The sequence below is a fragment of the Nostoc sp. genome, assembly GCF_036917465.1.
GTDB lineage: Bacteria > Cyanobacteriota > Cyanobacteriia > Cyanobacteriales > Nostocaceae > Nostoc.
In genome coordinates this window covers 22,792-43,221 of the sequence record NZ_JBALDL010000068.1, presented here as the reverse complement: position 1 = coordinate 43,221, position 20,430 = coordinate 22,792, and the positions used below count along the sequence as shown (strand labels likewise).

Here is a 20,430-nt window from a genome sequence, read left to right as displayed (position 1 = left end):
TCAGTTGCACTCGATTTAATCAATCCTCAACATTTAAGAAACTGGTTTGCTAGTTGCTGTTATTGTACCTCATAACAGCCGTGAATGCTGTATCTGATTTTAGAACCAGTAAATGTAAGTGTAAATACTAAATATGACAATTACGTACATAAAAATTTTACAGAAATCATTTTTCTCTATACTAAGAATACCCGACTTTTTTAGTCGGGTATAGTTGACTGGTATTTTTGCTCGTGTTAGTATTCATTCGACAGCCGACAGACAAACAGGGAAAGCTAGTTTATGACTCAGGCAATCAAAACCCAAACCCAAACCCAAACCAGCACTGCCTACTTTCAAGCCTTAAAGTGTAAAGAATGTGGTGCGGAATATGAACTCAAAGCCAGCAATGTTTGTGAGTTATGTTTTGGGCCGTTAGAAGTCAAGTATGACTACAATGCCCTCCGTCTGACTGTCACTCGTGAAACGATTAAAGCTGGGCCCAATTCAATTTGGCGCTATCGTCCCTTTTTGCCTGTCGCAACTGACAATGTTATAGATGTGGGAACGGGGATGACTCCCTTGGTTCGTTCTCACCGTCTTGCCCGCCGCCTGGGTCTAAATAAGCTTTATATAAAAAATGATGCAGTTAATATGCCCACCCTTAGCTTTAAGGATCGGGTAGTTTCAGTTGCTCTATCAAGGGCGCGAGAATTGGGTTTTACTACCGTTTCTTGCGCTAGTACAGGGAACTTGGCAAATTCTACAGCTGCGATCGCAGCCCATGCCGGTTTAGATTGTTGTGTGTTCATCCCCGCAGATTTAGAAGCCGGTAAAATTATCGGTAGCCTGATTTACAGTCCTACCTTAATGGCCGTCAAAGGAAACTACGATCAAGTAAACCGTCTCTGCTCGGAAGTTGCTAATACATACGGCTGGGGTTTTGTCAATATTAATCTGCGTCCTTATTACTCTGAAGGTTCCAAGACGCTAGGTTTTGAAGTGGCGGAACAACTAGGCTGGGAACTGCCCGATCATGTGGTTGCTCCCTTGGCATCTGGTTCGCTATTTACAAAAATTTATAAGGGTTTCCAAGAATTTATCGAAGTTGGTTTGGTAGAAAACAAGAGCGTCCGTTTCAGTGGCGCTCAAGCTGAGGGTTGTTCACCCATCGCTCAAGCCTTCAAAGAAGGACGCGACTTTATTAAACCAGTTAAACCGAATACAATTGCGAAATCACTAGCGATCGGCAATCCAGCAGATGGCATTTATGCTGTGGAGTTAGCGCAGAAAACTGGTGGTAACATTGAATCAGTTAATGATGCAGAAATTATTGATGGCATCAAGTTGCTGGCAGAAACCGAAGGCATCTTCACAGAAACGGCTGGCGGTACAACCGTCGCCGTGCTGAAAAAACTGGTAGAAGCTGGCAAAATTGATCCAGATGAAACTACTGTGATTTACATCACCGGCAATGGTTTGAAAACTCAAGAAGCAATCCAAGGCTATGTTGGTGAACCCTTGACTATTGATGCTAAACTAGATAGTTTTGAACGCGCCCTAGAGCGATCGCGGACTCTGGATCGCTTGGAATGGCAACAAGTCCTCGTTTAGTTATGAATTATGAGTTATCAGTTATGAGTTTTTTATTCATGGCTCCTAACTCTTAATTGTATTCCTCACTTTTCACTCCTCACTTTGTATTTCTATGGCTGTAACAGTTTTAGTTCCTACGACTCTTCAAAATTTGACCAATAATCAAGCTAGTCTAGAATCCAACGGTGGCACCATTGCTGAATTGTTGGACTCCTTAGAGCAAAGCTTTCCCGGTATTAAATCCCGGTTATGTGATGAAGAAGGCAAGTTACGTCGGTTTGTAAATTTTTACGTCGATAGTGAAGATATTCGTCATTTAGATGGTATCAACACAGCCCTGAAAGATGGCGATGAAGTAAGTATTGTCCCTGCTGTTGCTGGTGGTTAATACAGAGAACAGCAAATAAAGTAGAAGACTGACTAGACAAACCTGTGATAGATTACCTCGTTCCCAGTCTCAGACTGGGAATGCCTATTTAAGAGGGCTGCTGCTTCCCTTCGTCGGGGTAGTGTTTCGCAGGTGAGATTAGTGTAGATAGTTTAATGAACTTATGCAGCTGGCAATTTGGCAGACTGTAATTAAATAATTTTGATATATTGCAGAAATTACCAAGATGTTTTTACTTATTATACAGAAGACGGGCTAACCCCCGTCTTTTTTATTGCTGATTTTTTGGTATTACATTACAATTAACCTGCAATATATTAGCTAAAATATAAATAATACTGAACAAAAAGCTGTCAGTTCTAAGCTAAAAAATATCTCATTTGTATAACCCAATTAAACATAAATCTTGTGGGGTGGGCATCTTGCCAGCTTAGTATATGCAATTTAAATGTGAAACAGCTTATGATGTTTATCTGCAAACAAAATTAAAAAGTAAAAGTACTCCGCAGAATGCCGATGGTAACTGAGTCATTATCTGGTGTGTTACCAGGCTCCAATAGATGAATTATTCCTGGTGTAATGCTGATGTTATCTGTTAGCTGGAAACGATAAAATGCCTCAATTCGAGTGGTTGTCCCTGGTTGTCCCCCTCCACATCCTAAGCCGCTATTAATAAAATCAGGGACATTATTCCCTACAGGTAGATTGCTACTGGTGATTTTAGGAGGTTGTCCGACATAAATTCCCCCTAAATTTCCTTTTTTCAATAAATCAGGGAAATTCACAAACACCATATAATTCTTCGTCTCCACATTTCACGATTGTCCAGGGATGTAAGATTTAGTATAACCACCCCAATTTATACCGAGTTAAGGCGCGATTACCGCGATAGCTACTATCTGGATAGCGTGCTATACAGCCATAGCGTTCCACCAAAGACTGTAATGCTTGAAATGACCAATCGTTGGGTTGTACGTCCTTGAGTTGAGAAACCGATGTAACTTGCGCCATCGGATTTATTGGGGAAAGGGAAGGAGAATTTAAATCTGTACTCTTTTGCGCTTGAGTAGTTTCTGTTTTGATATACTCTTGTGCTGATGCTTTTTGAGCAACTCCATTGACTCCCGCAATTAGTAACCATGCCAGCATCCAGATTTTGCGATGACTGCGGCTAATAAGTATACATTTCAACTTTTTATACTCTTTGCATATTTAAGTGAAGAGTGTATTCGCTATTGTTTAGCGTTCACCTGGGAAAATTTACGGGTTTTGTTCAAAATTAGATTTAAATCTTTCTGGGCAACTTCTCAAAGGACGAGTATAACAGGGTATTGGGTATTGGGGACTGGGGACTAGGTACTGGGAACTAGGAAAGAGTTTTCTCAATTCCCAATCCTCTATTTCTAATCCCCAATTTATGGCAAATCGTCCACGCAAGCTGATACCAAAAGCCTCTAAACAAAATAAACCTCATGCAGGTGTGACGAAACGCATCGCTAAAAAACCCCAGAAAAAGCTAAAACGGGGAAGTTGGTTATCGTCGTTATCGATGCCTACGGTGGCAAGCTATGCAATTCTGGTAAGTAGTGCTAGTCTAATTATGGCTTTTGCCTGGATTAGCGTTCTCTTTATCTTCAATCCAGACCAGGTAAGCTGGCTAAATAAAATTTTACCTGCATGGGCGCAAATCCCCCTTGGTAAGCACGAACGCCCCAAAACTATCAAACAAATTCAACTCGATTTGAGTCAAAAAAACCAAATATTTGGGGAAACTCTGCCTTTAAATCAGAATGCGAAAAAATCTTTTTTACTACCTGTTTTTCAACAGCGTGCTAATTGTCAATCTGATTGTAAAAAACTTGTGGAACTTAGAGTTTACGAGCGCTCAGAAGAGTTAGAGTTTAAATCCCAGTCAGAAAATTACTACTACCTAACGACTCAACTATCTGTAACTGGGCCAGAAGAATCCTTTGTGATTTCTCCCTCACTTGATGGGACGTTAGAACTCCAAGATATCAGCATTCCCTTACCTTTAACTGAAGTGCAACGCTTTGATAGTGGCACACCATTACCAGGGGTTTGGTTTAATTTGTGGGGTAAACGCCAACAAGGAACTGGTGCGATCGCTTACGGTCACGTTGTATATTACAATCCAGAACGCACCAATTTACTACAAATGTTGTCTTGGACAAGTCCTAACGGACAATTACCTAAATGGCAACAGGTAACTGGTGATGGTACAAAAGAGTTAGTTATCGATCAGACTATAGGTTTAGAACCCTATTTACAGGTTTATCAAGTCAAGCCTGTGAAGTTATTACTCAAACCAATTGAATTGGAGGCGATTAGCCTCAAATCACCAGCCCTCAAGGATTCTGGATATCAAAATGCCCTAGCAATTGCCCGCAGTGGTCTCTGGACACCAGCTTTTGAATGGTTGAAATTTATCAAGAAACAGCGCAAACGAGTTTTTCCACAGGCGGCGCAAGCGCAAATGGATTTGATTGGCTTGCATTCCCAACTTACTAAAACTCAAGCTCAAAAGAAATGGGCAAGTCCTAGTCAAGAAGTGTTAGCAAACTTGATTGATGGTCGCTGGGAGAAAGCTTTACAGGTGTTTGAAGCGTCACCACAGAATGCCCAAGAAATTGCTACTCTACTCAAAGCGGATAAAAACCGATTGTGGAATCGCACTGCTCAGGCGTTGCGGGTGAACCCAAATAGACTAGAGGTGCAAGCTTGGTTCGCCTTAATTTTAGCAGTTCAGCAGGGAGAAGAACACGCTGATTCCTGGTTAAAGAGGCAACCAAAAATTACAAAAGATAATTTTGCCTATATTCAAGGTCTGTTAGCAAGACTCAATGGTGAGGGTGCATCGCAAATATCCTCTACTCACCCTAGTCAGATTGTTGGTACAGTGCAACCAATTACTCAAGTTAGTAGTAGCGAGTGGCTGCAACTAAAATCCTCAGCAGACTTGAAACTCATAGATAATCAAGTTTGGTATCAGGTAGAGGTGAGTGCATTTAATAATGGAAAACGCTGGTTAAATTCCCCCTTTGAGAATTTGAACCCACCCAAAACTGATACCGCCAAATTTTTCTGGAAAACTTTGGGAATCACTTCTGACCCAGAAATCCAGATTGTAGTTTGGTTGCCAAATGGAGAACAACAAATTACTATAGCCGCTATCAAAGCGGTGCAACTACGGGGTAAAGTTTTGCGCCTATTAGCTGCTGGCCCAAAAATTCCAGAGAATCAAAACGATGTTATCCAACCCAAACCTCTAGCTTTGACAAATGCAGCGCTGGAATGGGTACAACCATCTCCCATCACTCTACAAGAACTGTATCAACAAAATCCCCAAGGGGTGAAGGTAATATTATCGAGTCTGTGGAAATCTTTACAGCAATCTGGTGAAGTTGCGGCTGGTGCTATTCCTAGCTTTGAGCAGATGCAGCAAAAGTTGGGTGATTGGCCCGTTCAAGTGATTGATTTAACAAATAATGCTCAACCAGAAATAATACTGACTATCTCCGCAGCAGCAATAGCATCCTTGAATCAGTCTCCACCTGAAATTCAGCTAGGAAATACAGAGCAACGCCGCGACCGGACTATAATTTTGTCCGATCGCAATGAAGTCATTTACACTGATTTTACAGGAAATGACTTACAAAGACTCTCTGCGATCGCCAAGCTTTCAGACGTGCAATCTTTAGCTTTATTAGTAGAAAATGCTCATAACTATAGCTTGAGGCGCTGGTCAGAGAAAAATCAGCGCTTTGAATAGCACGCCCCTTACTCAAAATTAAATTAAAGAGGCAGTGGCGACGCCGAATAGCCCGTCGTAGACATCGCTATTTTAAAAATTGACTTATTCTTTTTGGTTAGTTTCAGCTAGACGTTGGTTCTTGAGGTTTTCTAACTGCTGCAACAGAGAGTCTACCTCTGCTTGTAAATGCATAAATTTAGCTTGCTGATCGTCTTGATAATAAGACTTGGTTAGCTTACTGACCCAGTTAGCGTGGGATTCGCGATCGGAAACACTAGATAAACAAGTAGACATAGCCTAATTAAATCCACAATTTAACTCACACCATTAGAAATATTATAATAATGCTCTTTTAAGCTTTATTAAAATATTGTATATTTTTCATCAATGACTCTAATGGATTTCAGGTTCAATCATCAGAGACGGCGATCGTGGTGGGTGTGTTCCAAAGAAAACAACACTCCAAGTCCGTTTACCCACGTTTTTGGATGAAAATTTTGGATTTAGTCCTTTTGAGAGGACTATTAGCCTCAAAATAACTTCTGAGGCGGAATGGCAAGGAAGCGCAAGATTTAAAAAATGTTAGGAATGACTTAGAGGTTGAATGAACAAGTATTTTGCTGTGATTTTAGGCACTCTTAGATCCCCCCTAACCCCCCTTAAAAAGGGGGGAATCGGAATCAAAGTCCCCTTTTTTAAGGGGAGCCACTGCGGTCTTGGGGTCTCCCCAAGTGGAGCATGTGGCGTGGATTTAGGGGGATCTAAAACTTTTGATACCGATAAGAGGACTTGTTCATTCATCCTCTTAGGCAAGCACTGCCCAAGGCTACTGCCAAGGAAAGACAGCGCATTGCCTATTTAACTGGTATTCTAAATAAAAATGGCAAGTGAAACACCTGCACCACAAAAAATAATATTCTATAAGTAATATTCTTTTGGAATTAAAGGGCTGGGACAGGGCAAAGAAAAATTAGCTTTCTTTCTCTTCCGTTTCCATCTGCCACTTTCTCTAAATATCCAATCCAAAACATTAAGAAATTTTAAATCCTGTGACTTTGAGCCTGTCTGTTGCTAAATCTTATCGCCAACCCTGGCCCGGACTGATAGAAGCCTATCGCCAATACTTGCCTGTGAGCGAAAAAACACCGGTTGTCACTCTCTTAGAGGGCAACACACCTCTAATACCAGCGCCAGCGATCGCAGAACGTATTGGCAGACAAGTACGGGTTTTTGTAAAATATGATGGTCTGAACCCTACCGGCAGCTTCAAAGACCGGGGGATGACTATGGCAATTTCCAAGGCCAAGGAAGCAGGAGCAAAAGCAGTAATTTGTGCCAGTACGGGTAACACCTCAGCCGCCGCCGCCGCTTATGCAAGACGTGGGGGGATGAATGCCTTTGTATTAATTCCCGACGGTTATGTGGCACTGGGCAAATTAGCCCAAGCATTACTGTATGGTGCAGAAGTATTGGCAATTAAAGGTAATTTTGACCAAGCGCTAGAAATTGTCCGCGAGATGGCCGAAAGCTATCCAGTTACTTTGGTGAATTCGGTCAATCCCTACCGCCTAGAAGGGCAGAAAACAGGAGCCTTTGAAATTGTCGATGCCCTGGGTGATGCCCCAGATTGGCTGTGTATCCCCGTGGGCAATGCCGGAAACATCACAGCATATTGGATGGGTTTTTGTCAATATCATCAAGATGGAAAGTGCGATCGCTTACCCCGAATGATGGGATTCCAAGCCGCAGGTGCAGCCCCATTAGTACACGGTCAGCCCGTGGCGCATCCCGAAACCCTAGCGACAGCAATTCGCATTGGCAACCCTGCTAGCTGGGAATTAGCGATCGCAGCCCAAACCGCAAGTAAGGGAAATTTTCACGCCGTTACTGATGCAGAAATTCTCGACGCTTATCGACTTTTGGCAACATCAGAAGGGATCTTCTGCGAACCTGCTAGCGCCGCTTCTGTAGCCGGCTTGTTGCAGGTGAAAGACCAAATTCCGACAGGGGCGACAGTGGTTTGTGTCCTCACAGGCAATGGTCTAAAAGACCCAGATACAGCCATTAAACATAATCACAGTCAATTTAAACAGGGGATTGCAGCCGAATTGGGCGCAGTCGCTGAGGCAATGGGATTTTAAGCAGCCTGGAAATACAAGCGATCGTAATATCTAAATTGTTTATTGAAAATTGCGATTGCACCTAATATTTTTTTCGTCTAGCGAGTGTCAAAATAATCCAAAATCGCAAAATAATTGTGATAAATGAATTTATACCAAGCCAGACACAGCAAGCTGATTTTCAACCCCAAATCTAAAATTTAAAATGGTATAATCACAAATAAATTTTAAACAACAAATTGATTATCTTAATAATAACCGACAAAAAAAGCATACAGAGCAACTAAGCTTATTTGTACGGATTATTAATTTTGAATTTTAAATTTTGAATTCGGAGCAAAGCGACGTGACTCATTCTACTGATATTGCTACCTTAGCCCGGTGGATGGCAGCTGACTTTAGTAATCAAGAACAAGCTTTTGAAAATCCGCCTTTTTATGCCCACATTCGCGTGTGTATCCGTCCCCTTCCTTTGGAATTATTTTCAGGGGTAAGTTTGTTTCTCGAGCAAGCTTATGACTTTATGCTCAATCAACCCTACCGGATGCGGGTAATGAATTTGATTCCGGTAGAAAACCACATTATTATTGAACACTACACCCTTAAAGAAGAACAAAAATTTTACGGTGCATCTCGTGAACCTGAACGTTTAAAAGTTTTATCCGTTGACCAATTGGAAAAAATGTCAGGTTGCAACATGGTTGTAGAGTGGACAGGTAAGAGCTTTAAAGGCAGAGTTGAACCTGGTAAAGGCTGTATTGTGGTTCGTGACGGTAAAAATACTTATCTAGATAACGAATTTGAGATTGACGCTAAAGAATTTTTCAGCCTCGACCGGGGAAGGGATTTAGACACTGATGAGCGTCTGTGGGGTTCCATTGCTGGCCCATTTCACTTTGTTAGATGGGCAAATTTTGCCGATGAAGTCAAGCTAATTAACGCGCTTGATGCTAACATTTAGTCGTATCGGAATCTTCCTAGAGCAACAGAAAGCCTGAACAAGAGCGGTTAAGGTATGCTAAATTATCTCTGCGTCATCATGAGAGAAGTTTTGGTTAGCGATCGCTAATCCAGATATAACGAGAACCTGGACGGCAATAGCAAGACTAAAAACTACCAGAAACATCCAGTTAACCCACTATCTCTACCTCACAATCTTGTGCTACTATTGTTAGACTGACGCTGTTGACTCCTTAAGCTATCAAGCGGTAAGCAAAAAGGCTTTCTAGTGTGGGTATGGCGGCATAGCCAAGTGGTAAGGCAGAGGTCTGCAAAACCTCCACCCCCGGTTCAAATCCGGGTGCCGCCTTTAACAAATTATCTGTCTCCGCTAACAATTTAATGTCCGTTTTGAGGCATCTTACATCAGTTACAACCCTTGCTTTGCAAGGGTTTTATTATTTTTATGTGCAGGCTGAAAATATCAAGTGGGGTAAAACTGGGGTAAATTTCAACCTTGGCTGAATATCAAAATGACTATCACTACCCTTGCCATTCATTGCCATTCTTAGCCGTATCATGTCAAATAAGGTGTAAAGGTCTAAATTGCATTGTGCTGTGGATGGTTTAGTAATTTCTCTGATTGTCCAATACCTAGAAAGTAGACGCTCTATATTTATCAATCCACAATTTTGTTATTCTGTCAATGCGTAAGTCCTATGTAATTAAACTTTTAAATTGATATGATTTCTATACCTGCTATAGCAATCCTATCTGGGTTGTGAGAAAATACGTAAGAGAGTTAAAGGTATAATTAGTAGCCATTGTAGGGGAATATCAATGTGGATGCGATCGCTAATATTATCAATTGATATTAAGCAGATTTAGGTTGCTGTTTACGGTGCTTTGTTGTCGTTTTTTTGACTATCGGGTAGCGAATTCTACGCTGTCGTGGTTTTCCTCGTTCCCAACCTAGAGTATGGAGTATCGATTTACTCCATTTTTAACTCAAAAGTTCGGCGTTGGGAATTGATGGGGTGATTTTTTCACGCACAGTTGCAAAGGCTCAACCCAATCTACACAGATCGCGGTGCGACAAAGTTTGAAATACCTCAACACGATACTCAAGTACCTCAACACGATACTCAAGTACCTCAACACGATATTCAAGTACTTCAACACGATATTCAAGTACTTCAACATGATACTCAAGTACCTCAACACGACTTTTAAGTACTTCAACACGATATTCAAGTACCTCAACACGATATTCAAGTACTTCAACACGATATTCAAGTACCTCAACATGAATTTTAGGTATCTGTTGCTTATACTAAATTGCTTTAGTTGTCATTTTTAACACAATATTGAAAGCGATCGCTTGCAACTTATCCTTAAAACCCCACTTGCAAACCTCTCCCCCACAGGGCTAACGTGTATACACAAGTCTGAAGTCATTGATAAATATCGGTTTTACCTCACCCTAACCCTCTCCGTATGTATTAGCTACGGTGTACAGACAAGTCTTTGAGAGTGGCCTCATAGGCTTTTGATCCCCCCAACCCCCCTTAAAAAGGGGGGCAAAAGTCTCTTAAAGTTCCCCAATTTATCGGGGGATTTAGGGGGATCTCTAACGATTTTGGGTTTGTACAAAGATGTGTGTACACCGTAGGTATGTATTGGGGAGGGAACCAGATTTCTTATTTCCACCCTTTTTAAGGGGGGTAATTTGACTTGTGTGTACACCGTAGCCTCCACAGGGAGAGAGGCTTTGATTATTGCTCCCCAACGCTAGTAGGGAAGGGGTTGGGGGTTATATCTGAGAGAAAGTTGCACACGGCGTAAAGGACTTCCAAGTAATAAAATATCCCAATATTTCTTGTAGGATGGGCATTTTGCTCGTCCTGTAAACTGGGCGGGCAAGATGCCCAGCCCACAAGATTGAATAATTTATTTATTAGAGTTCCCTAAGGTAATAAAACAAAAACTTCCGTCATGTTTTGATTGTAGTCAAACTGTAATAACTGCTCCATTTTGACCATTTACTCCTTATCCCTTTATGGGTAAAGTATTCTGAATTCTGAATTCTGACTCCTGTTTATTTCTAAGTTTGCAGAATTGTACAACGATCTTAGACGATTGTCATATTGGTTAGCCTTGAAGATTCTTAGAATGAAGCTAAAGCAATGAAATAAGAATTCTAGTTTGTTTAAGCGTAGAAGGAGTCACTCGCCTCAGAATTCCAATTAGAAGAGGAAGTCGTATGACAAATGAATCCCATATAAACAGAGATGATCGCCCGTTGAGAATTAGTGAAACAGCACACCAGAATCACGAAGAACTGTTTCCAAACCACAAATCTACGCTGAAAATAAGCGATCCAGAGTTAATCGAGATATTTGATAACTTTGCCTTCGACGAAGTTCTTGCTCATAGCAAGATGGATACAAAGACAAGAGTCATGCTCATTCTGGCATCTATGATTGGTAGTCAGGCTTTGAGCGAATTCAAAATAATGATCGGCGTAGCGCTCAATGTTGGAGTAACGCCCGTTGAAATCAAAGAGATCGTGTATCAGGCGGTGGCGTACGTGGGTATGGCAAAAGCATTTGACTTTATTCATGCCACTAATGAAGTGCTGTCTAGTAGGGGCATTCAATTACCTTTGGACGGGCAATCGACCACCAGTCAGGAAACACGCTACGATAAGGGGTTGACAGTACAGAAAGCCATATTCGGTGAGACGATCGATCAAATGTATGAGCGATCGCCGAAAGACCAACTGCACATTCAAAGGTTTCTTTCTGCCAACTGCTTTGGCGACTATTACACCCGAAACGGTCTCGACATAAAAATCAGAGAACTGGTAACACTTTCTATCCTCATCGCCTTAGGTGGAGTTGAATCGCAGATAAAAGGACACATTCAAGGCAATCTGAATATTGGAAACGACAAGGAAAGACTACTGTGTTTGATTACACAATTGTTGCCCTGGGTTGGATATCCCCGAACACTGAACGCCTTGAAATGCTTGAACGAACTGATGCGTGAGGGACAGTAATTAATGATGTTTAGATTTGTCATGCATGGTGACGAATGCTGGAAGATCGCAAAAAGTGACATCTGCTGAGAATCGATATGGCATCCCTGAAATCTTAATAATCGAGGTGGAACCTCAAAGGAGTACTAATGCAAAAGCGCAAACTTGGAAACAGCAATTTAGAAGTCTCGGCTATTGGGTTGGGCTGCATGGGAATGAGCTTTTCCTATGGTCCGCCCAAAGACATACAGGAGATGACTGCTCTTTTGGGAACCGCCGTCGAACGCGGCGTTACATTTTTTGACACCGCCGAGGTCTACGGCCCGTTCACAAACGAAGAGCTTGTGGGTGAAGCCCTCGCTCCTTTCCGGGAGCAAGTGATCATCGCCACCAAATTCGGATTCGACCTGAGTCCTAATTCTGATCCCCGTGGCATGAAGGGTTCACCAGGACTGAATAGCCGACCAGAGCATATCAAGGAAGTCGTGGAAGGCTCGCTCAAGCGACTTAAGGTCGAGACAATTGACCTGCTTTATCAGCATCGGGTTGATCCGAACGTGCCGATCGAAGACGTGGCAGGAGCGGTGAAGGAACTTATTCAGTCAGGTAAGGTGAAGCACTTCGGACTTTCTGAAGCCGGCGTGCAAACGATCCGTCGCGCGCACGCCGTTCAGCCGGTCACTGCTCTCCAGAGCGAATACTCGCTGTGGACGAGGACTCCTGAGAAGGAAGTGATACCGACTCTTGAGGAGCTGGGAATCGGCTTTGTCCCTTATAGCCCTCTGGGTAAAGGTTTTCTCACTGGCAAGATGGACGAAAGCACGACCTTCGACAACTCCGACTTCCGCAGCACCCTCCCTCGCTTCACGCCTGAGGCTCTGAAAGCGAATCAAGCCTTGATTGATCTGCTTGGCGCGATCGCCCAACGGAAGCAGGCGACACCTGCTCAGATTGCGATCGCTTGGCTGATGGCTCAGAAGCCTTGGATTGTTCCAATCCCAGGAACTACGAAACTGCATCGCTTAGACGAAAACATCGGGGCAGTCTCAGTCGAACTCACGCCCGACGATCTGCATGACATTGATGACACCGCCTCCAAGATCACGGTGCAAGGAGCTCGATATCCCGAAAAGCTGGAGCAAATGACCGGTCGTTGAGCCTCGATGAAGGATAAAACACAGTGGAGTGCTTTTACTAGTATTTAAAGATGCGATCGCACTCATACTAAGCTAAAACACATTTAATTTGCAGATTAAAATTTGATCGATATCTTGTGAGGTGGGCAACATGAGCATCCTGATGATGCAGGTTAAATGCCGATTAGCTTAAACAACAGCATCTGAGTGCGTAGGCGTATCCCATCGTAGACATCGCATTCAGATGCAGCATTTTTGTTTAACTGACTGTAATCACTGTTCCCAGACTCTCATTCGCCAATCTATCCACCGCACATACGGCATAAGTTCCCGCTTGTTGGACAGTTGCGAAGGTTGTGCCAGCAGACAAAATTCGCGCAATTGTCCAAGTATCGCCAGTTTGCCGATAAAGTGTCCAAGAACGAACTGGTTGATTATCTCCAGGCTGCCAACTCAGTTTGCGGTTATTGACTTGTAATCCAATGGGTGCAGATGGTGGTGTTGTATCTTGCCAAGGCAAAGTTGGCGGTAGCGCAGGTTTGTTATAAAGCAGACTTTGGAATTTATCAGCTATGCCCTGACTGTTTTGCGTCAAAACAGCGAGATTAAAAAAGATATTCCCCAGTGACAACCGTCCAGCTTGGCTACGACTAATTTTCACCTGTTTTTCAATCTCATCACTCTCTCGACTCTTGTTGCTTGGTTCTGTCAAATTGTTACCAGCATAAACGTGTCTTTGCTTTGTATTTACCTGTGTCCACCACTGTAGCAACGCCGAATAACTTTGTTGTGTTTGGTCTGTGCGCCAGTAAAGTTGAGGCGCAATATAATCAATCCAACCTTCTTCTAACCATTTTTTTGAGTCGGCATATAGCACATTGTAAGCATCCAACCCAGTAATACCAGTGGGTTGTCCAGGGCGATAAATCCCAAAGGGACTAATACCAAATTTCACGTCCGATTTGGTTGTTTTAATTCCCTGCCAGAGGCGCTGTACCATTGTGTTAACATTGTCGCGTCGCCAGTCGCCAAGGCTGAGTGTACCACCGCTTGCTTTATATACAGAGTATGTTTTTTCATCGGGGAAAGACTTCCCCTCGATGGGATATGGATAAAAATAATCATCTAAGTGAATGCCATCAACATCGTAGCGCTTCACTACGTCAAGAATTACGTTGTAAGCTCTGTCTTGAACTATTTTCAGTCCTGGATCCATCCAGCGTTGAGTTTTCCACAAATAAACGCTTTCTGGATTGGTAGCTGCTATGTGGGGACGGACTGTTTTAGCTGGATCGGTGGAAGTGCTGGCGCGGTAGGGGTTAAACCAAGCATGAAGTTCAATATTGCGTTTGTGACATTCTGCGATCGCAAACGCTAAAGGATCGTAAAATGGTTCTGGTGCTTTCCCCTGAGTTCCTGTAATCCAAGCACTCCAAGGTTCTAATTGCGATTCATATAAAGCGTCTCCCTCTGGTCGCACCTGGAAAATGAGCGCATTAAAGTTTAGCGTTTGTAATTTAGTAATAATTTCAGTGAGTTCAGCTTTCTGTTGAGCAACAGGAAGTCCCGCTTTGGAAGGCCAATCACCATTCCACACAGATACTACCCACGCCCCCCGGAATTCCCGACTATGATTAACCTTAACGCTACCGACAGGTACAGGTGTTGGGATTGGTGTTGGGATTGGGATTGGTATTGGTATTGGTGTTGGTGTTGGCGGCTGCACTAAATAAATAGAGGCAATTTTTTCAGCAAGCCCTAAATACACCAAAGCTTGATAAATAATTACTGCTACATCTGCACGGGTGGCTGCAAGATTGGGGTTGAGTAATTTGATATTTGGGTGACTAACCACTAATCTAGCGCTTGTGGCAATAGCTATTTGATTTCTACCATACGCAGGAATCTGAATAGAATCTTGATAAATTTGTGGGAGTGCTGAGACGAGATCGGGTTTAACTTTAGTGGCAATTTCTAAGCCCGCTACCAAGGAAATTAAAACTTCTGCCCTAGTAATTCGTTCGGCGGGGCGGAAACTTTTATCAAGAAAACCGCTAATAAATGCTTTTTCGTAAGCTGTTTGAATGGCAGCTGCTGCCCAATAATTTGTGGGTACATCAACAAAGGGGATATATTGCCGCTTCTTGCTAATTGTGCCAAATGCATTGGCGACGATGGCGGCAAATTCAGCGCGGGTGAGCGAGTTATCGGGGCGATATGTGCCATTAGGCGACCCACTGAGAATACCACGTTGGGCTAAGGCTGTAATAAATAAGCGTGCCCAATGGTTTTGAATATCCGAGAAGGAAGTAGCAATAGATACCATTGTTGATTGCAGCTAGCTGGCCTTGATTTTGATTTCCTTAGTTAATTTAACAATTTTCTTGGCGTAGGCATAGCCAGCCGTAGGCATCGCTGCTGCAATCTCTTAGTAAACTTTGTTTGGAAATTGGGAATTGGTTTTCCATCTGACTCACTTGCTCGATTCTCAATACTGTTCGGTTCAGTCAACAGACGCGATGAATCGCCGTCTCTACAATAATCAGTTTTTCGTAGAGACGGCGATTTAGCGTCTTTGTAATATTTATCGCATCCTTACGATCTAGAATTTGCATCAAAAACCTTAACCGAACCGTATTGCCCCTACTTCCATCTACTAAGTAGGATTGGCAGCTTGATCGGGAGGATTTGAGGTAGAACGAGCGTTTAACGATAACATCACGCGGGAAATGCCACTGAAAATAATGCTGATACCAACTAGTGTGCCGAGAAGCCAGGGTGCATTGAAGGGCCATTGGAACCAAATCATTGCGCCTAAGACTAGCGTAATAATGCCATTACTTAGTATCCACGTCCAATTTTGTTGTGGACGTAACTGGAATGCCAGAATTAACTCGAATGTACCTTCAGTTAGCAAAAAGGTTCCAAGCAACAGAGTCAGTGTGAGAATACCCGTAAAAGGATAAACAAACAGCATTATACCCGTTGCAATATAAAGTCCGCTCAATAGAAGTTTCCAAATAAAACCTCCGCGATCGCGGGTTTGAGTAGCATACACTAGTTTTGTAAATCCGGCGAAAATCAAAATTGCTGCAATCCAAGTTTCGGCGAATAGTGTGGTGAAATTAGGCACTGCGATCGCAATCACCCCCACAATACTCAGGAGAACACCAGTTATCAGCGCTCCATTAACATCCTTGTTAGTATTTCTAGAAATGTCAGTTGTCATATAAACTTTTCCCTAACTCTACAATTACGTTAGAGAATTTCTCAGTCACAGAATAGAACCCTAAGATAGACTCATGGGTATTAAATTTCAGCAGTTACTAACTCTTATAAAAGTTTTGCAAGACTGCTTAGGCGTTCATAAACAGAGATGAGGCGATCGCCTTCAAGTTCAACAGAAGTACTAGGATAATTCTGAATGGCTCCAAGGAGTGTAACTTGACCATTTTGTTGAATAGATGCACTTAAAGCACTTCGCAGCGCCTGCTGATCTAATTGTCCAGTGGAAGGGTGAACTACCTCACCAATTTGGTTAACTAAAATTGGCCCTGCCCAGCTAGACAGCAAGTTATTTAAAAAAGCAGGATCGGCTTTTATTGGGGCTTTTAAGGCTTTACGAGCTACTTCTGGGTCTTGTTTTGCAGCATCCAAATAAGCTTTTAATGTCGGGGTAGTTTTGCCAGTTTCTGTAAACTGACTTAATTCTTGAACAGATATTTGCCCCTGAAAAGTACCATACTTTAAAACAACTTGTTCGGCAGCATTAGCATTAGTACTTGAGAGGAGAACAATAGCACCTACGCCTAAAGCTGCTGTTTGACTGAGCAATTTAGTAAATTTGCTATTGTTTAATCGAGTGAAAATTTGAGAAATCTGCATTTTGTCGAACTTTTTATAATGGTGTGGAGCATACGTAGGCAGAAAATGCCCAAGCGTTATATTATTTTACAAAAATTTCTGCTGTAGGGGCGTAAAACTGTATCTCCCTACAGCCAACTTGTTGCAAAGACTTTTTCATCTTGGCTTGGTTTATAGCCATTTTTCCACCTGTACTTCCAGTCCATAATTTTAAAGGCAGATATACTGCAATTTGATTTCCTAGTTGCTCATAGTAGGCGCTTAATGGAAAATGACACTCCTGCTATAGGTTCAAGAGGCTGTTTCTGAGGGTACAAATTTAATTTTAAGGCAATCAGGAGTTGCGATCGCAAATATAACAATCCTATTTGATTTGCTCTGCACGTAGAGGCTCAGATCCCCGACTTCTTGAAGAAATCGGGGATCTGGGATGGCAAATATAATAAATATGGCTATCATGTGCGATCGCTGTTGCAATATCTTAATAAATTTTCACCTAACTGGCGGTTGTGTAACAGTTCTACATGGACTTGGTGCGTCTGATTGTAAAACAACGCCAAAACGGTTGAGTTGGGAGGAGTTTAGCAATACTATTGCTGGCAAAGGTTTTAAATTTGATGGAACTGAGGTAGTTACGGCTGGGGTATTAGTATTAGCTGGAGTTTGTGTATTTTTAGTGGCGCGGACTCGCATAGACACCGAAAAATTTCCAGAAGCAGGTTTGGGATTTGGTTTTGTCTCAATAACTTGTAAAAAAGCTCCAGAGGGAAGTGATTGGTTATTTCCCAAGGAGATTTTGATTGTTGGTTTTAATTACCCAGCCAGGAGAAAGATTATCAAGCGATCGCGCTGCGGGTGTCGATTCGATGGTAGGGTTAGCAGTTGGTGTGGGATTGGAAAAAATTGGAAATGGCGATCGCAGTTCCTTCACGAACAATCCTAAAAGACCTCCTACTACCACAAGTATTAACGGAACTATCCACTGTTGATGTACTCGCCATTTTCAACCTCTAATTGTGGTTAATGCTTAAATTATCATAAGTATCTTATACAATCCAACTAGTAATAATTCCGGTCTGGATTGTCGTAAATAGGTATTTTGACGATACAGCGCTTCCGGCTATTATGCAATACAGTTTTCCTCTTGCCCCTCTTCTATCATAGCTTTCAGCTTTGAGAATGTACCTCATAGCTGCCGTAAGTGCTGTATAAATAGCGTGCTAGGAGTAGAAAGCATCCTGCAAAGTAAAAATAGATACTATCGCTGACTACAGCAAGCTAGGCTTGATTTTGATTTACTCGGTTAATTTAGCAATCCGAGGGCGATCGGATCTGGGTGTCATATAAAATTTTACAGTTGCAGAATTTGTTTGATTTTATATTTCCATGATTAAAAGTTTTGTCTACACAGAATATTCACTCTCAATCAATATCTCTATAGATATAAATACAAGAAGTAATTTTAATATAATTCCATCTGTAGACTCACGCAATTTAAACTAAAAAAGTTGATACTGAAAAATAACTTTACGATCATAAAATCTGGTTGTAATCAAAAATTATAGTCCAGTAGCAAATAGACAAAAGAGTACAAACAATGGCAACTTCTACAGACCGCTCTCAAGAGATTCAAAAACTGCATGAACTAATCAAAGGTATTGATTATGGGATGTTTACTACAGTCGATGATGATGGAAGTTTGCATAGTTACCCCATGTCAAAAAGTAGTGAGATTAACTCTGAAGCCACACTCTGGTTCTTTACTTATGCTGCTTCTCATAAAGTGACTGAAGTTGAACACCATAAACAAGTAAATGTTAGTTTTTCGTCATCCGAACAGCAGCGATACGTTTCTATCTCAGGGACATCAGAACTTGTTAAAGACCGCAATAAAATGCGAGAATTATGGAAGCCAGAACTTAAAACCTGGTTTCCTAAAGGATTGGACGAACCCGACATTTCTTTGCTTAAGGTGAATATTAACCAGGTTAATTACTGGGATAGTGCATCAAGTTTTAAGTCGACAAAAATTAGTTTTTGACACAATTTTAAATTATTCGTAATTCGTAGTTGAAAAATGAATTACTAATTACGAATGATGTAAATAAATGTGATTATTAGAGTTAATTGGCAAAAATTAAGTATTTTTAATTAACAAAAAGAATGATAAGCAAAAGAAATGCAAGCGTTGCGCGATCGCCGCGCCCAATATGCTGCTGATGGGCGTTTAGAACTATTCAAAAGTTCTAAGCAGTTCGATGCCGATGAAGGTAGAATTCAGCATGGCTTTCCACCTTAAAGCCAAGTGCAGACATGAGGTTAGAGACTGGGGACTTAGTTGACCAACAATCAAGGGCTTGTTTTGGCAAGCCAAATCAATATTACTCCATGAAGTAAGGAAACGAAATTTATGCCTTACAAACAAGTTGCAGACTTACCTGATTCAGTCAAAGATAACTTACCCAAGCACGCTCAAGAAATTTTTCGGGCTGCATTTAATAATGCTCAAGAAGAATATGGGGAAGAAGAAAGTGCTTTTCGTGTTGCTTGGAGTGCAGTAAAGCGCGATTATGAAAAAGGCAGCGATGGACACTGGCATAAAAAATCAGAATAGCTCAGATTGCATTTAACAGTTATTATTGATGCTGCACAAAAAATCTTTGTTAAGAAGGAAGTTTGGTCTTATGAATTACCTTGTTGCAGTTTTACAAGATCGAATACAAGTAGAAGCCGCCTACTCTGCTCTCGAAAAAGCAGGCTTGCCAACTTCACAAGTCAATATTTTGGGCGATGGTTATTTAAGTGCTGATGAATTTGGAATGATTGATCCCGACAAGCAAAACCGCAAACAATCAACTCGGCTCTTTTGGTGGCTTGTACCCTTTGGGTTTTTTGCAGGTTATGCCTTCAACTATCTTACAGAAATTGAAATATTTCCCCAGTTTGCTCGATTTGGCAATGAATTTCTCGCTGGGATATTAGGAGCTATAGCCGGTGCTTTGGGCGCTAGTTTAATCGGTGGAGGAACCGGCATAACAGTTGGCAGTGGTGATGCTTTACCCTATCGTAACCGTCTGAATGCTGGTAAATATTTAATTGTAGTTACTGGGAATCAAGATTTAACAAGCGAAGCTACGCGCGTACTCCGTGAATTTGAACCAGAAAATATTCAAGGCTATACAGACTATTCACAAAAAAGCAAACTTTTGAGGAATTAAGTATCTACATCGGGTTCAACGCCGAGCGATGTCTAACGACAAGCCACTTCGTGTCTACGCAATTGTGCAATCAACCGTTCAGCCCGTTGTCTTTCTTGTTCTGTAGAAGTCAATACCCAGCACCCTGTCCAATCATACCAGCGTAACGACGGCTGTTCTACATCTTGATAGCGTCCCTGCCAAACACCTAAGCCTAATTCTAGTTTCGTACATGGTTGGCAATACATCTTTTGGCGATCGCGGCGGGTCGGTTTGATACATCATAAAGTAGTCGTGATGATGAAACTCTCAGTTCTATTATGATTCAATTGTTTTTGAGTAACTCAAAAACGTAAAATTATTGTAGTGCGGGCATCTTGCCCGCGTCGCATATACAAA

The 20,430-nt window shown here is 41.9% G+C and carries 18 protein-coding genes, 1 tRNA gene and 1 pseudogene; 13 read left to right on the top strand and 7 right to left on the bottom strand.

The features are described 5' to 3' along the window. Positions 1-282: 282 nt before the first annotated feature. On the top strand, positions 283-1,593 hold the full coding sequence (gene thrC, locus V7K38_RS16095) for a threonine synthase (protein ID WP_334859231.1): 1,311 nt from the start codon (positions 283-285) through the stop codon (positions 1,591-1,593). Between the two features lie 94 nt (positions 1,594-1,687). Then, positions 1,688-1,963 carry a ubiquitin-like small modifier protein 1 gene (locus tag V7K38_RS16090; RefSeq protein ID WP_334859229.1) on the top strand — a complete coding sequence of 92 codons (276 nt, stop codon included), beginning with the start codon at positions 1,688-1,690 and terminating at the stop codon, positions 1,961-1,963. 485 nt (positions 1,964-2,448) lie between these two features. On the opposite strand, the pseudogene V7K38_RS16085 reads toward V7K38_RS16090, so the two are convergent. Beyond that, a pseudogene (locus tag V7K38_RS16085) lies at positions 2,449-2,820 on the bottom strand (carbohydrate porin); the annotation flags it as partial. After that, positions 2,804-3,154 carry an S-layer homology domain-containing protein gene (locus tag V7K38_RS16080; protein ID WP_334859225.1) on the bottom strand — a complete coding sequence of 117 codons (351 nt, stop codon included), beginning with the start codon at positions 3,152-3,154 and terminating at the stop codon, positions 2,804-2,806. The gene V7K38_RS16080 and the pseudogene V7K38_RS16085, both read right to left, overlap by 17 nt. 226 nt (positions 3,155-3,380) lie before the next feature. Here V7K38_RS16080 and V7K38_RS16075 point away from each other — a divergent pair, with 226 nt between their 5' ends. Further along, on the top strand, positions 3,381-5,753 hold the full coding sequence (locus V7K38_RS16075) for a hypothetical protein (RefSeq protein ID WP_334859223.1): 2,373 nt from the start codon (positions 3,381-3,383) through the stop codon (positions 5,751-5,753). Positions 5,754-5,837: 84 nt separating this feature from the next. On the opposite strand, the gene V7K38_RS16070 is transcribed toward V7K38_RS16075, so the two are convergent. After that, positions 5,838-6,029: a hypothetical protein gene (locus tag V7K38_RS16070; protein WP_334859221.1), complete on the bottom strand. Its 192-nt coding sequence runs from the start codon at positions 6,027-6,029 to the stop codon at positions 5,838-5,840. A gap of 755 nt (positions 6,030-6,784) precedes the next feature. Here V7K38_RS16070 and thrC (V7K38_RS16065) point away from each other — a divergent pair. From thrC (V7K38_RS16065) to V7K38_RS16040, 6 genes are all read left to right on the top strand, one after another. Next, positions 6,785-7,876 carry a threonine synthase gene (thrC, locus tag V7K38_RS16065; RefSeq protein ID WP_334859219.1) on the top strand — a complete coding sequence of 364 codons (1,092 nt, stop codon included), beginning with the start codon at positions 6,785-6,787 and terminating at the stop codon, positions 7,874-7,876. 325 nt (positions 7,877-8,201) lie between these two features. Continuing rightward, positions 8,202-8,816 carry a chromophore lyase CpcT/CpeT gene (locus V7K38_RS16060; protein ID WP_334859217.1) on the top strand — a complete coding sequence of 205 codons (615 nt, stop codon included), beginning with the start codon at positions 8,202-8,204 and terminating at the stop codon, positions 8,814-8,816. Between the two features lie 277 nt (positions 8,817-9,093). Further along, positions 9,094-9,164 (top strand) — tRNA-Cys (locus V7K38_RS16055). A 686-nt stretch (positions 9,165-9,850) separates the two neighbouring features. Next, positions 9,851-10,027, top strand: a complete 177-nt coding sequence (locus V7K38_RS16050; protein WP_334859215.1) for a hypothetical protein — start codon at positions 9,851-9,853, stop codon at positions 10,025-10,027. Positions 10,028-11,057: 1,030 nt separating this feature from the next. Next, the gene (locus tag V7K38_RS16045) at positions 11,058-11,855 is read left to right on the top strand and encodes a carboxymuconolactone decarboxylase family protein (protein WP_334859214.1); all 798 of its coding nucleotides are present in this window, start codon (positions 11,058-11,060) and stop codon (positions 11,853-11,855) included. Positions 11,856-11,983: 128 nt separating this feature from the next. Beyond that, positions 11,984-12,991 carry an aldo/keto reductase gene (locus V7K38_RS16040; RefSeq protein ID WP_334859212.1) on the top strand — a complete coding sequence of 336 codons (1,008 nt, stop codon included), beginning with the start codon at positions 11,984-11,986 and terminating at the stop codon, positions 12,989-12,991. 238 nt (positions 12,992-13,229) lie between these two features. Here the strand turns inward: V7K38_RS16040 and V7K38_RS16035 are convergent, their stop codons facing one another. The 3 genes from V7K38_RS16035 to V7K38_RS16025 all read right to left on the bottom strand — a co-directional run bounded on the left by V7K38_RS16035 (position 13,230) and on the right by V7K38_RS16025 (position 16,855). Beyond that, positions 13,230-15,296 (bottom strand): glycoside hydrolase family 10 protein, encoded by a 2,067-nt coding sequence (locus tag V7K38_RS16035; RefSeq protein WP_334859211.1) that lies wholly within the window; start codon positions 15,294-15,296, stop codon positions 13,230-13,232. A gap of 330 nt (positions 15,297-15,626) precedes the next feature. Then, entirely contained in the window at positions 15,627-16,199 is a 573-nt protein-coding gene (locus V7K38_RS16030; protein WP_334859209.1) for an HdeD family acid-resistance protein, read from the bottom strand. A gap of 104 nt (positions 16,200-16,303) precedes the next feature. Then, positions 16,304-16,855: an alpha/beta hydrolase gene (locus V7K38_RS16025; protein ID WP_334859207.1), complete on the bottom strand. Its 552-nt coding sequence runs from the start codon at positions 16,853-16,855 to the stop codon at positions 16,304-16,306. Between the two features lie 409 nt (positions 16,856-17,264). Between V7K38_RS16025 and V7K38_RS16020 the strand changes: the two genes are divergently transcribed. From V7K38_RS16020 to V7K38_RS16005, 4 genes are all read left to right on the top strand, one after another. Further along, positions 17,265-17,777 (top strand): hypothetical protein, encoded by a 513-nt coding sequence (locus tag V7K38_RS16020; RefSeq protein ID WP_334859205.1) that lies wholly within the window; start codon positions 17,265-17,267, stop codon positions 17,775-17,777. A 654-nt stretch (positions 17,778-18,431) separates the two neighbouring features. After that, positions 18,432-18,875 carry a pyridoxamine 5'-phosphate oxidase family protein gene (locus tag V7K38_RS16015; RefSeq protein ID WP_334859203.1) on the top strand — a complete coding sequence of 148 codons (444 nt, stop codon included), beginning with the start codon at positions 18,432-18,434 and terminating at the stop codon, positions 18,873-18,875. A 369-nt stretch (positions 18,876-19,244) separates the two neighbouring features. Next, positions 19,245-19,448 (top strand): ChaB family protein, encoded by a 204-nt coding sequence (locus V7K38_RS16010; protein ID WP_334859202.1) that lies wholly within the window; start codon positions 19,245-19,247, stop codon positions 19,446-19,448. A gap of 70 nt (positions 19,449-19,518) precedes the next feature. Then, on the top strand, positions 19,519-20,052 hold the full coding sequence (locus V7K38_RS16005) for a hypothetical protein (RefSeq protein ID WP_334859200.1): 534 nt from the start codon (positions 19,519-19,521) through the stop codon (positions 20,050-20,052). A gap of 32 nt (positions 20,053-20,084) precedes the next feature. Here V7K38_RS16005 and V7K38_RS16000 read toward each other — a convergent pair whose 3' ends face one another. Continuing rightward, positions 20,085-20,279 carry a hypothetical protein gene (locus V7K38_RS16000; protein ID WP_334859233.1) on the bottom strand — a complete coding sequence of 65 codons (195 nt, stop codon included), beginning with the start codon at positions 20,277-20,279 and terminating at the stop codon, positions 20,085-20,087. Positions 20,280-20,430 lie beyond the last annotated feature (151 nt).